General features: G+C 47.4%; 10 protein-coding genes. 2 read left to right on the top strand and 8 right to left on the bottom strand.

Annotated features, from left to right (window positions below):
- Nucleotides 1-42 precede the first annotated feature (42 nt).
- The 7 genes from C7460_RS09160 to C7460_RS09130 all read right to left on the bottom strand — a co-directional run bounded on the left by C7460_RS09160 (nt 43) and on the right by C7460_RS09130 (nt 8,900).
- Nucleotides 43-915: a sigma-70 family RNA polymerase sigma factor gene (locus C7460_RS09160; RefSeq protein WP_115867797.1), complete on the bottom strand. Its 873-nt coding sequence runs from the start codon at nt 913-915 to the stop codon at nt 43-45.
- Nucleotides 916-1,261: 346 nt separating this feature from the next.
- Complete coding sequence (locus C7460_RS09155; protein WP_115867796.1) at nt 1,262-3,889, bottom strand: ABC transporter permease; 2,628 nt, start codon at nt 3,887-3,889, stop codon at nt 1,262-1,264.
- Between the two features lie 12 nt (nt 3,890-3,901).
- Complete coding sequence (locus tag C7460_RS09150) at nt 3,902-4,234, bottom strand: PadR family transcriptional regulator (RefSeq protein WP_115867795.1); 333 nt, start codon at nt 4,232-4,234, stop codon at nt 3,902-3,904.
- Between the two features lie 106 nt (nt 4,235-4,340).
- Nucleotides 4,341-5,354: a c-type cytochrome gene (locus C7460_RS09145; protein ID WP_170147949.1), complete on the bottom strand. Its 1,014-nt coding sequence runs from the start codon at nt 5,352-5,354 to the stop codon at nt 4,341-4,343.
- A 101-nt stretch (nt 5,355-5,455) separates the two neighbouring features.
- Complete coding sequence (locus tag C7460_RS09140) at nt 5,456-8,104, bottom strand: ABC transporter permease (protein ID WP_115867793.1); 2,649 nt, start codon at nt 8,102-8,104, stop codon at nt 5,456-5,458.
- Nucleotides 8,101-8,577: a nuclear transport factor 2 family protein gene (locus C7460_RS09135; RefSeq protein ID WP_170147948.1), complete on the bottom strand. Its 477-nt coding sequence runs from the start codon at nt 8,575-8,577 to the stop codon at nt 8,101-8,103. The genes C7460_RS09140 and C7460_RS09135 overlap by 4 nt, the downstream gene beginning before the upstream one ends.
- Nucleotides 8,574-8,900, bottom strand: coding sequence for a PadR family transcriptional regulator (locus tag C7460_RS09130; RefSeq protein WP_115867791.1), 327 nt, complete (start codon nt 8,898-8,900; stop codon nt 8,574-8,576). The genes C7460_RS09135 and C7460_RS09130 overlap by 4 nt, the downstream gene beginning before the upstream one ends.
- Before the next feature lie 134 nt (nt 8,901-9,034).
- Between C7460_RS09130 and C7460_RS09125 the strand changes: the two genes are divergently transcribed.
- Nucleotides 9,035-10,240: an MFS transporter gene (locus C7460_RS09125; protein WP_115867790.1), complete on the top strand. Its 1,206-nt coding sequence runs from the start codon at nt 9,035-9,037 to the stop codon at nt 10,238-10,240.
- Complete coding sequence (locus C7460_RS09120; RefSeq protein WP_115867789.1) at nt 10,237-11,016, top strand: SDR family NAD(P)-dependent oxidoreductase; 780 nt, start codon at nt 10,237-10,239, stop codon at nt 11,014-11,016. The genes C7460_RS09125 and C7460_RS09120 overlap by 4 nt, the downstream gene beginning before the upstream one ends.
- A gap of 51 nt (nt 11,017-11,067) precedes the next feature.
- Here C7460_RS09120 and C7460_RS09115 read toward each other — a convergent pair whose 3' ends face one another.
- Nucleotides 11,068-13,080, bottom strand: coding sequence for an OmpA family protein (locus C7460_RS09115; protein ID WP_115867788.1), 2,013 nt, complete (start codon nt 13,078-13,080; stop codon nt 11,068-11,070).
- Between the last annotated feature and the right edge of the window lie 10 nt (nt 13,081-13,090).

The raw sequence follows: 13,090 nt of genomic DNA, 5'->3' as shown, positions 1-13,090 counted from the left end.
GATGGGCTTTCATATTTTGATGCGACTAACTCTCCAGCAGGATTAGTTAGCTACAAATTCTTTCAGTCTTCTATTTTTACCTGGCTCTCTGAGCTTTTGAAGCGCCTTTTCACGAATCTGACGTACACGCTCACGCGTAAGCCCCATGGCATCTCCTATTTCTTCGAGTGTGTAAGGGTTGTCATGACCGATACCAAAGCTCATCATGATTACCTCACGCTCACGAGCAGTAAGCGTAGATAGTGCTCTGAGTGTCTCCACCTTCAGGGAATCATTGAATACCAACTCACCATCTGTAGGCCCGGTGGTTTCGTTTTCCAGAACGTCAAGCAGTGATCCAGACTCATCTTCACCAAATGGCGCGTCCATAGACATCTGCTTCACCTCAGCACCCAGGGTATTGCGCACTTCACTAGGCTTCATATCTAGAATGTCGGCAAGTTCTTCTTCAGTTGGCTCACGCTCAAACTGCTGCTCCAACTCAGCGTATGCTCTTCGGATTTGGTTGATCGCACCGGATTTGTTCATCGGCAGACGAACGATACGCGACTGCTCAGCTAGTGCCTGCATGATCGACTGACGAATCCACCATACTGCGTATGAGATAAACTTAAATCCTTTTGTTTCGTCAAATTTCTTAGCCGCTTTGATCAAACCGAGGTTTCCTTCATTGATCAGATCATTGAGAGGAAGACTTCTGTTTTGGTACTGCTTCGCTACCGAAACCACGAATCTCAAGTTCGCCTTTACCAACTTTTCCAACGCCAGCTCGTCACCCTCACGGATTCTTTTGGCCAGTGTCACCTCCTCGTCAGGGGTAATCATGGGTACGTTACTCACCTCGGTGAAGTACTTCTCCAGCGTGTGGCTTTCGCGTCTGTTGGTAATCGACTGTGTAATCTTGAGTTGTCGCATATGCTAAACGATTTCTTATTAAATGTTCTTTTTTCCCTGGTTTAAAAAACGCTGTGGATGCTGGTCAATTTACACCAAAAGAAAACCGCGAATTTACAACTAAATTCAATACGTGTCAATCTCTTAAGGTTTTAAATTCCAACTTAATAGAAACTCCATTTCCTATAAATAGGTTTCATCCCAACCACATAATTTAATAAAAAAGGTGCATACATGGTTCCAACGAAACGGATGGACCAGTAAATTATCCGTGTCGAAGGGAATAATTATGACCATGAAAGTCTTGTCACAGGATCAAATTAAAAAAATCCTTGGCTAAAAAATGCCACAACCACACGCTCACAAGTCATTCGTACCTCAAGGAAACTACGGGGTTTAACCGGGCCAGCCGAAACACACGTGCAAATACCGTGACAAAAGACACCAACAGCACTGCCACAAACGCAAATGCAAAAGTAAATATCGACAGATCTATGCGATAGGCAAAGTCTGCCAGCCAGCGCTCCAGCATCCACCAGGCCAACGGTGTAGCCAGTAGCAACGCCACCAGAAGCAGCACGAGATAATCTTTCAGCACGATGGACATGATCTCTGCCACAGTAGCCCCCATTACTTTTCTGATACCTATCTCCTTGGTTTTACGCTCGGCAGTAAAATTGACCAAACCAAACAAGCCAAACGTGGAAATGATAATGGAAATAATGGTGGCCACCAGTATGAGTGAGCTACGAGCCTGATCGGCTTTGTAATAACGCTCCCATCGTTCGTCCAGAAAATTGACCTCTGCGGGTGTTTCGGGATCAAATTGCTTTTGGACCTCCTCCATATGTGCTATTACTTCAGCGGTATTTTGGCTGTATTTGACGGTGAAATAATCTATACCCAACACAGGATTATTACAGCTGGTAATCACTACCGGCCCCAGTGGCTTATGCAGTGACTCGAAATGGAAATTTTTCACCACGCCAATTACAGTCATTTTAGAGACAGTGTCTTCAGACACCCATAATGTCTGCCCTACAGGGTTTTCCAACCCCAGCATTTCCACGGCTTTTTCATTCAGCAGCACCTTCAGGGTATCGGCTGCATCACTCCCCGAAAAATTGCGTCCTTTTGACAGGGTCATACCATAGGTATCCAACCAATTTTGGTCTGCCGCATAGTGGGTAGCCATTACCGGCTCATGGGTTCGGTCTACCGAAAGCCCTGCAGATGGTATATACTTCCACTCTCCGGGCACTCGTGAAGAGGTGCTTGCATTTACCACATTTGCACTGGACTTCAATGCAGCAATAATTTGCGTGGCTTTGGCCCTGGCGGCCCCACTATTGATGTCGAGAGTAAGTAGCTGGTCGCGTGAAAAACCCAGGTCTTTTGACTGAACGAATTCTAACTGTCTGTAGAGAACTATAGACCCAACGATCAGACAAATAGAGATGCCATACTGCACTACCACAAAGCTTCTGCGGAGCACTTCGCCCTTGCCAACGAACACATTCTTTACCAACACGAGTGAGCGGTTTGCACTTGCATAATAAAGCGCAGGAATGATTGCAGAAATCACCCAAATGGCCACAAAAATAACCGCATGGTAGCCTAAAATTTCCATGCGAAATGCATCAGCTACAGGTATAGATTTTTGCGCAAGCTCTAAAAAGAAAGGGTGCAAGGCGACCACTAACGCTAGCGAAATGCCATAGGCGATCAGCAAGGTAATGAAGGATTCATAAAACAACTGGACCTTCAGCTGTGTAGCATTGGCACCGTTTACTTTTCGAATACCCGCTTCCAGTGACCGCTTCAAGGACTGCACGGAAGACAGGTTGATGTAATTGAGGCCGGCAATAACCATCACAAATACACCGATGAGCAAAATAATGGACACAAACGAGCGATCGCCATAAGCTATGGTAGGCAAAGGCTCCGTGCCATAATGGTCCAGGTGTGACGAGCCCAGGTGCATGTCCGTGATGGACTGAAAATAAAAATCATGGTAGCCGCGCACGTCTTCTGCAAAATACTTTTCCATGAATGGCGCTTTCTTCGCCAGCACATCGGCAGGTCGTGTGTTCTCTTTCATCAATACCCAGGTGGTCATTCCTCTGGAGTCCCAGGACGCAAACCAGCCGCTAAAATTCTGAGGAAATTTTTCGAACCTGAAGATGTAGATAGTATTGAACTGGTAAGTACTGGTATAGGGCAGGTCCTCATAGACGGCTATGACCTCTACATCACTAAGCTTGCCAGGCATATCCACCAGCTTACCAACAGGGTCCTGATCACCAAAAAGCTTTCGTGCGGTTGATTGATTTAGTGCGATCGCCACTTCTCCACCGAATGATTGGAGGGGATCGCCAGCCACCACATTAAAATCAAGGATTTGAAAAATGCTCTTCTCGGCAAACGCATAGTTTCGGTCGCTAAACTGATTTTCGCCATATTTTAGCGCTCCAGACCCCAGGTAGATCATCCGAGCTGCTTCTTCCACCTCCGGAAACTCTGCCTTTAAGGCTGGCCCCAGTGGGTTAGCGGTACTGCTGAAGTGCTGCACCTGACCTTCATCGCTTGTGCGCTTTTCCAGCACCCGGTAGATGCGTGATGATTTTGAATGATGAGCATCCAGATTTTGCTCATCAGAAACATACAGGAGGATAAAAAAGAGCACCACAAAACCCAAAGCCAGGCCCAGGGTATTGACGGCATAGTGAGCCAGGTCTTTTCGAAACCGGCGAAAATAGACTTTCGTGTAGTTGTACAGTGTATTCATGACAGGGTTGGTTAGCGGAAAGGATTTGATATTAGTGGGGCGAAATGAGCAGATGACATCCCAAAACAATCTTCTGCGAGCCTTTTTTACAGAAGTAGCTGCGCGAAGCTCATAGAGCTCTACCAGGTCACCTTCGATTTCTTCGAGGTACTCTACTTTACAAAACCATCTGAGCAACCGGATGGGCAGTTTTGGGAGTGTATCCATAATGTCAGTGATTTAGCCTTTAGCAAATGAAATGTCAGGTATTTGCTTATAAAGCGATGTACGCACTGTGTATTGCTGATCGAGAGCCTTTTTGCCAAATGCTGTGACCACATAAAACTTCTTCCTCCTGCCGCCGCGATCACCGGTGATCCCTCCATATCTTGACACTACGAGCCCTTTTTGCTCCAGGCGCTTGAGCGCCACATGTATGGCACTGATGTTGGCTTTGCGGCCGGCTTCCCGCTCCAGGTGCTCCAGTATAGATACTCCGTAGGCTTCATCGTGCAGTGCCGCCACCATCAGCAATACCAGCTCCTCAAATTCTCCGAGGGTTTGTTCTTTCATATTTCCTCAATGATTTACTTAACAAACGTGAATATAATCAATTAGTTTCATAATTGTTAAGTAAATAAACCTAAGCACTCCTCAGCTCTCGCCTTGCGTAGGTGTCTTAGTCTTTTTTTCCTTTGATGAATTTGAGTACGAGCACCAACAGCACTATCAGCATAAGAGCGATAATGATGCCCCCTAGAATGTTCCAGAGCCCTTGGTTATCTGGGCGGTGAGGCGGTGGGCCTTCCCCTAAGTTTTTTTCTGGCAGGGCCTGAAGCTGCGGTGTGCTATCCGCGGCTTTGCCGCTGCGGGCATTTACTCCAGCTATATGGCTGGGTGCACCGGTAGTTTCACGTACGTAGGAAAGCACAGCCAGCTTATCGTCGGTAGTCAGAAACTCAAAGCCCGGCATAACAAACGGATAGCTGGTCAGCAAAAAGTTGGCATAATCATCACCTGTTTCGAGTACCTCTTTGGGACTATCTATAAAATCCAACAACCATGGCAGGGGCCTCCGATCTGTGACACTCGCCAGGGCAGGGCCCTTTCGTGTCTCATGGATGCCGTGGCAAGTAGCACACTGGCTATTAAACAGTTCCTTGCCTTTGAGCAATACAGCAGAGCCTCTTGGGATGGTGAGGGTATCAGACACGCCATAGTAATCACGCTCTTCGGCTTGTTTCTTACTGGCACGATCGTGAGCCTTGTCGATCAGCGCTTTGTCATAATACACCGCTGAGTCTTCCGCAAAATCATAATATGCAGCACTGGACTCCTTTTTGAGATAAGCCAAAATAGAAAGTGTGGCCGAGTCACTTAGCTGATCAAAGGCTGGCATGACCATGTGACTATAGGTGCGAAAAAGGTGGCGCGCGTAGGGATCTCCACTATCTACCACCTGCTGCGAGTTTTGAATAAACCGCAGCAACCAGGGTACTGGCCGCCTGTCTACTACACCTGCCAGCGAAGGACCCAGTTTTTGGTTGCCCACGTCGTGACACCTGGAACACAGGTTTTGGTAAAGCTCCTGCCCGTGAATTACGCGCAGCGAGTCGTCGGGAATATCTGCAGGCTGTGCACCGCACATGAGAGCAAGCACCGTACACAGCATAGTGGTCCATTTCTTCATCATGCTGGTTTTCATTTTATCAGACAGTCACCTGCCTGATTTTCGAAAAGCTTCGTAGGATTAACTCTCCCAGGGATAAAGCGTTTGGATTTAGTCCGAAAATCTCACTCTGACCGCAGCCTTTTGGCAGGATTATCTACCCCAGCTTTGAGGGATTCCCCACTGATGGTAATCAGCGCTACCGCAAGTGCGATCAGCCCAGCCAGGACATACACATCCCAGGTGATGGTCACCCGATAAACAAAGGTGTCTAACCACTCCCGCATCAGGTACCAGCCAAGCGGAATCGCTACGACCAGCGAGAGTACTACCAGTCGTAAAAAATTAAACGTCAGCAATCCAAAAATCTGCATGAGCGAAGCGCCCAGGACTTTGCGAATGCTCACCTCTTTGCTTCGCTGCTCTACCATAAAAGCTGATAAAGCAAATAAACCCAGGCACGCCACAATGATCGCCAGTACCGAGAACACGGTAAACACGCGACTCGTACGCTGGACCATGTCATACATGTGGGCATACTCCTGATCCATAAATCGGTACCGAATGGCCTGATTGGGCAAAAACTGGTCCCACACGTGCTCCACGGCATGCATGGCGCTGGCTACGTCGCTTCCGGCAAGTCTCAGAGGCATTAGAATTCCTTCCCCGCCTAGCACGAGACACAGCGGACGAATTTCACCTTTCATCGATTCAAAATGAAAATCCTCTACCACACCGATCACATGATAGGCGGGCTCAAAACTGTTGACGATTTTAGCGCCAAGCGGATCATCCAATCCAAACTCACGCGCCATGGCTTCATTGATGATTACTGCCGATGAATCGGAAGCAAAGGCTTCTGAAAAATTCCTGCCTTGCACGAGCTTCATTCCCATTGTTTGCAAATAGTCTTCATCCACTCTCCACTTTTGAGCCCCTACACTTTTATCCAGCTCTCGCCGACCGGCCAGCCAAAAGCCATTTTGATCGCGGGTAGCACCTGTTATAGGAATAAACTCCGAAATGGTGGCCTGCTCCACATGTGATAGCCGCTTGAGCTCATCTTTCAGCGCCTGCTGACCCTCTTCCAAAGTATTGGAGCCATAGAGCAAAACCACGCGATCTTTCTCAAAACCAAGCTTTTTATTCAAAATAAAATCCATCTGACGGTAGGTGATCACCGTGCAGATAATTAGCACGATGGTGGTGGCAAACTGAAAAACCACCAATCCTGATCTCAATCGTGAGCTTTTCTTACCTTTTGTCACCGTACCCTTTAACACTTCGGCTGGGCGAAACGCCGACAGATAAAACGCCGGATAAATACCCGATATCACACCGACGAGAAGAATCAGCACCCCAAACCCTGGAAGGAACCAGAAGTCTAACCAGGGCAGTTCGAGGGTTTTACCTGTAAGGATATTGAAGTAGGGCATAAGCAATGCAACCAACGCCAGCGCAAACCCAAACGCAATCACACAAAAAAGCACAGACTCAGCCAAAAACTGGCGAATGAGGTCACTACGGAAGGAACCCACCACCTTCAGCATACCGACTTCTTTGGCTCGCATAGCGGATTTCGCAGTAGACAGGTTGATAAAATTCACACAGGCGAGCAGCAGAATAAATAATGCCACACAGCCAAATAACCACACCGTTTTCCGGTCTCCATGTAAAAGGCTATCGTGCAACTCCTCCGCGGGAGTCAGGTAGATTTCATTCACCGGCTGTAGTAAAAACCTAAAATGCGCTTGTAGATCAAAGGCAGACTCGCCTCCATTATCAGACAATGTAGCGGCCATGTGGGTATCGCGAATCGCGAGCAGGTTTTGCTCTACCTGCTGTCGGTCCGCACCTGGCACCAGCTTGACGTAGGTACTGTAATTCCACGAGTCCCAGGAAGTTTGCTCTCCGGGCCAAAACTCCTTCCCCTTCAGCGTTAGCAAAAAATCAGCCTGAAGGTGCGTGTTTGCTACTATGTCCATCACGCCACCAATGGTGTAAGCATTATCTTCCTCCTCATTGAGGATGACTTGCAGGCCCACTGGGTCCTGGTTTGGAAAGTAACTGTCGGCTTTTTCCTTGGATAGCACAATGCTGTTTGGCTGAGCCAAAGCTGTAGTAGCGTTTCCGTAGATAAAAGGTACTTCCAGAATCTCTAGCAGCTCAGGGTCTGCGTAGGCAAATCCTTTTTCATATACAGACTGAGTGGTGCCTTGCGGGCGAAATTGATTGTCTCCGGCATTGTACCAATTGAAAGCTATAAAGCGTGCCGACTGCTCTATCTGTGGAATATCCGAATCCAGCACCGCCTTAATCGGTGCTTGCAGATGGCTCCATTTAGACTTTTCATCTGGGGCATCTACTACATTGATCATTCGAAAAATACGGTCCTGATCTTTATAGTGCTGATCATAACTCACCTCTTCTTGAATAAAAAGAGCAATAAATATGGTAGCAGCTATGCCTAGTGCAAACCCACCAATTTTGATGGAAGAGTATAAGCGCTGGCGCTTTAAAGCTCTCCACGAAAGTTTAAAATAATGACGGTACATACTAAAATGATTGGTTAGTTTAGTTGGTTTTAGAGCGAAGGGTCGGAGGTAATTCCAGGTTTGATACCAGTAGTTTCGTTTTGCACGGCGGAGCCCTTTGCGGTCTGCATGCGCATAAAATTGCTCTTCCAAATCGCCCAGCACTTCTTCTGCCAGCTCATCGTGAAGCACCCATTCCAGCAGTTTTTCAGCATACTTTGGAGGCGATACTTTACTCATGGCGCCTGATGGTCATAGCTCACAATTCGAGATAGCTTCCACGCTCCGTCAACCAACACCCACAAGTGAGCAAACTGTGCCTGAGAGGTCAGTTGTTCTCCTTTTTGATGGTCAAACTCAGCGTAAAATGAGTGAGTGCCAGTCTGGAGAGCAGCATATAGTCCACCTTGATTATACATAGGAAATACCTGCATCTGATCTAGTCGCCGGATGGGCTGATAGTCCAGGTTGCACAGGCCATTTTTGGTATTGGCCAGAAACGTATCTTTCCCAACCATAACACCAGATTGATCATGGTAAAACTCCAAATCATCGGCTACCAAACGCTCAAAAACTGCCAGATCGCAGGTATTAAATGCCACATCGAAGAGCAGGCTGTCTTGTGCTCTAATTTCGGAAAATAGCTGTTCATTTTGCTGTGCGCTGACTCCCCAGCATAAGCACAACATACAGCTCAGTAGCATCACTCTCATTGTCCTGAAAATGCTGGAAATTGACTCCATAGATTCATTCGAAGGTCGCGTGAGGCACTCAGCGCTTGCTGGCCCTCTGCAGTGATGCGATATAAGCGCTTGCGCCTGCCCCCACGCTCCGCAGTGGGTTGACCCATTTCGGAGGTCAAAAACCCTTTTTCGCGTAGACGCTCTAGCGTAGAATGTACCGCCCCGATGGATACACTACGCCCAGACTGCTGCTCAAACTCCTCCGCCAACTTCATGGCGTAAGCCTGGTCTGTGAGAATGCCTACGAGCAGCAAAATCACTTCCTCAAACTCTCCTAGTCGTGTTTCTTTCATGATACTACTAAATTGTAGAACTAATATACGGTGCTTGATTTCCATTTGTTCTACTTTTTAGTAGTAAATATTGATTTTTACACGAGCGGCATCAAATAGGCTAATCCACTAGCTTTGCGGCCTAATCTGGCTGCATGAATTACCTCCAACTTTTACGCAAGTACCCATACAAACTTACCTACGGCGCCCTTCACTACTTTTTCTCCAGCATCGGGCAGACATTTCTGATCAGTGTTTCGGTACCATTCATCCTTTCGGACCTGTCGCTTTCGAGCGGTGCATTTAGCAACAGCTATGCGATAGCCACCATCGCCAGCGCATTTACTTTGCCGCTGATAGGCGGCTGGGTAGACCGGGCCAACCTCAAGCACCTGAGCCTGGTTGGGGGCATAGGGCTTATCATGGCTTGTGCCGTGATGTTTTCAGCTGATCGGCTTATGCTATTAATCCCTGGATTGTTCTTGCTACGATTTTTCGGACAAGGAGGCATGATACTTATAGGCTCCACAGCCACCGCCAAGTTTTTCCATGAGCAGCGTGGCAAAGCACTCTCGGTTGTAGGGCTTGGACTCGCTATAGCAGAAACGTTCACTCCTATGGTCCTGATTTTTATCATCAATGACTTTGGGTGGCGCATGTCATGGATAGCCCTGGCTGCAGTCGTCTTGCTGATATTTATACCTCTTACGAGGCTGCTTATTAAAACCGATACCGCAATACCACAAACCGCACCAGAGCAGTCGAAAACCACAGATTTTACACGCCGGCAGGTCCTTCGAGATCCAAAATTCTACCTGCTGCTTCCGGCATTTATGTTCTTACCGTTCTTTATTACGGGCATATTTATTCATCAAAACCTTTTGGCAGCTGCCAAAGGATGGAGCATGGACTGGATGGCCTTTTGTTTTGTGGGGTATGGCATAGCCAAAGTGCTCACCTCCTTTTTAGGAGGAGCGTTGGTCGATCGCTTTTCGGCCCAAAAAGTGTTTACCTTCTATCTGCTACCTGTAGCATTGGGTCTCGCCTTACTGCTTTTTGCCGATCATAAACTCGCGGCAATGCTTTATATGATTCTCCTGGGGATGACCGCCAGCCTGGGTTCGCTTACGGGTGTAGCACTCTGGGCTGAACTATATGGTGTCAAAAACCTCGGAGCCATCAAAAGCATGACCACCACATTTATGGTAGTGGCCACAGCTATCGGACCGATAGTCATCGGCTATGGCCTCCAAGGCTCTACTAACACTACTTTGCTAGTCGCAATCTTTTCAATACTTCTAATCATTCTGGTGAGTTTTTTCGTTATCAAAAGCAGCAACTTTAACACAAAAACCACATGACCCCAACAGCACTCATTACTGGTGCTTCCTCTGGCATAGGCAAGGAACTCGCCCGGCTACATGCTAGCCGTGGAGGAGACCTCATCATTGTAGCCAGAAGTACCACCAAGCTCCTGGAACTAAAAGACGAACTGGAGGCAGCACATGAAGTAAAGGTAATGGCCATCCCGAAAGACCTTAGCATACCGGACAGTGCGCTGGAAGTCTACGAGGCTGTACAAGAGGCAGGCTTAGAAGTAGAATACCTTATTAACAATGCCGGTTTTGGGGATTTTGGTCTTTACCATGAAACCAACTGGGAGCGTGAGGAGATGATGATCAACCTCAACATTCTGGCACTATGCCAGCTGACTAAATTATTTGGCTCAGACATGGTGAAGCGGCGAAGTGGCAAAATCATGCAGGTCTCGAGTACGGCTGCTTTTCAGCCGGGACCGCTCATGTCTGTATACTATGCCACCAAGCATTTTGTACAAGCGTATAGCGAAGGGTTGTATGAGGAGTGGAAAGAGTTTGGGGTATCGGTAACGGCACTGTGCCCTGGTGCCACGGAATCTGAATTTGCCAAAACTGCCGATATGCAGGAATCTGGGCTATTCAAAGGGAAAAACCTGCCTACCTCAGCAGAAGTAGCCAGCTTTGGCTATGAAGCCATGCTAAAAGGTGAGGTGGTAGCCATCCACGGTAAGAGAAATGCGCTGATGGCCAAGTCTACGAAGTTTGTCCCTAAGAAACTCTTGCTAAAAGCTGTCCGCAAAATTCAAAGCAAAAAATAAGGGCAACCCACAGATGAGCTGCCCTTAGGTAGTAGTAGAAATGATGTCTTATTATTTTACAACCTTGATTTCAGTCCTTCTGTTCAGTTGATGTTTTACCTCATCACACGGCACTCCGTCACCACAATTGGTCACTAGTTTGTCTTCACCAAAATACGTGATGGCTATACGAGCCGCAGCAATACCCTTTTCTATGAGGTATTCCTGTGCCTTTTCTGCCCTGCGTTGAGCCAGGCAATTATTATAGGTGTTGCTACCTCGGCTATCCGTATGCGCTCCCAGCTCCACATTCATGGCTGGGTATTTTTTCATCAGGGCTACCAAACCATCCAGCTGAGCAGCGGCATCTTTTCGTATTTTGCTGCGATTGAAATCGTAGAAGATACTTTCCAGGCGATACAGTTCACCTACATCTGCATACTGCTTATCCATCTCGGTTTTGAGCGAAGTATAGTCAGAATAAATAGTCAGTTGTTCCCCTAACCCAATTACCTGATTTGCACGCCCTGGATTGGTGACCAATAGCACATCAATTTTCGCAAGTCGTGGCTCCAGTGCAACCTCTATCACATGACTTTCTACAGATTTGGCCAAGGTAGCCGAGTTGAACACCTCTGAAGCTGGCTGATATCCTGCTGCGGCTGCAGCTATCGATAGCTGACGGCCCCTCAGGAGTCTTATACCTTCCAATGCACCACTTTGCGACTCATACTGTGATCCGTCCGCCTGATCCTCAACCGCTATATTTCCCTCTACAGGCTTGCCTGTTTGAGCATCTACCAGCTTTACGGTGAGGTCCATCTCCAACACATTTACTCTATAAATATCATCGCTGCCCAGCCCGCCATCACGTGCACTGGATACGTACCCGATGTTTCCATTGAGGATAAACCCAAAATCATCTTTGGTTGTATTGATCGGGTATCCCATATTGATCACCTCAGGCTCCGTATCATTCAGGTCTACTTTGTACACGTCCAATCCGCCAATGCCCGGATGCCCCATGGAGGCGAAATACAATACATTGTCTTCAGACACATAAGGGAATAATTCGTCTTCTGCCGTATTGATGATATCTCCCATGTTGATAGGAGCAGACCAAACGCCATTTTCATAGGTGCTTTTAAAAATATCAGCCTTCCCATGAGTCCCCGCCATATCCGATGAGAAATAGAGTGTTTTGCCATCGGGTGCAACAGCCGGGTGGCCTACGCTGTAGTCTTCGCTATTAAAAGGCATTGGCGCAGGTTTATCCCATTTGCCTCGTTCATTCTTTCTAGCCGAGTACATACTCAGCATGGTTACACCTTCTTCGCTCACTCCTTTTTGTCCCAGGTGAAAATTGTTTCTCGTAAAGATTACGTGCTCACCGTTTTCTAAAAAAGCAGCGGGACCTTCATGAAACTGTGTATTGAGTTTAGTACTCATTGGACGGGCAGCACCCAGGCTATCTCCCTCAAAAGGCGCATAGAAGAGGTCCAAAAAGTAGGTTTCGTCCCAGTAGTAGGTGCTTTGCCCCAGGCGTCTGGTCTTTCTGTTGGATACAAATACGAGGCCTTCATCATAGAAGACCGGACTAAAATCGTTTTGATCAGAATTAATCGGGAGATTTTCTAAATAGTACGCAGCTGAGTCTGAGTAAAAAACCTCGATGTTGTCCAGACTTTTAAGCCGTCCGAGATCCGTTTGGGTTGCAGCTTCCACATTACTGATCAACTGCTTAGCTTTCTTGTCCTGTCCAGTTTTGAGCAATACCTGGGAAAAATTGATTTTATCTTCCGTGCTCGTGAGCGCGTTATTTTCTTCCACTTTGGCATACCAGTTCTCGGACTGCTCAGGCTTGTTCATCAAGCGGTAGCTATTCGCAATTTGCAGTGCCGGGTAGGGTACAAAGTCCCCCTTCAGGTCCAATGCCTTTTCATACAGGTCAATAGCTCGCGGGTAGACAAACTCATTGTAAAACTTATCCGCCTTAAGGATCAGACGCTCATACTTGCCCTCAGAAGCCTGGCTAGACAGGCACCATAAGAAGGCCAATGCAAAAAAGAGTTGTGTTTTCTTCATGATAAGGTGT

The organism is Marinoscillum furvescens DSM 4134 (assembly GCF_003386095.1).
Classification (GTDB): Bacteria; Bacteroidota; Bacteroidia; order Cytophagales; family Cyclobacteriaceae; genus Marinoscillum; species Marinoscillum furvescens.
Note: the sequence above shows the minus strand (reverse complement) of the source record. Positions and strands in the feature narration are given on the sequence as shown.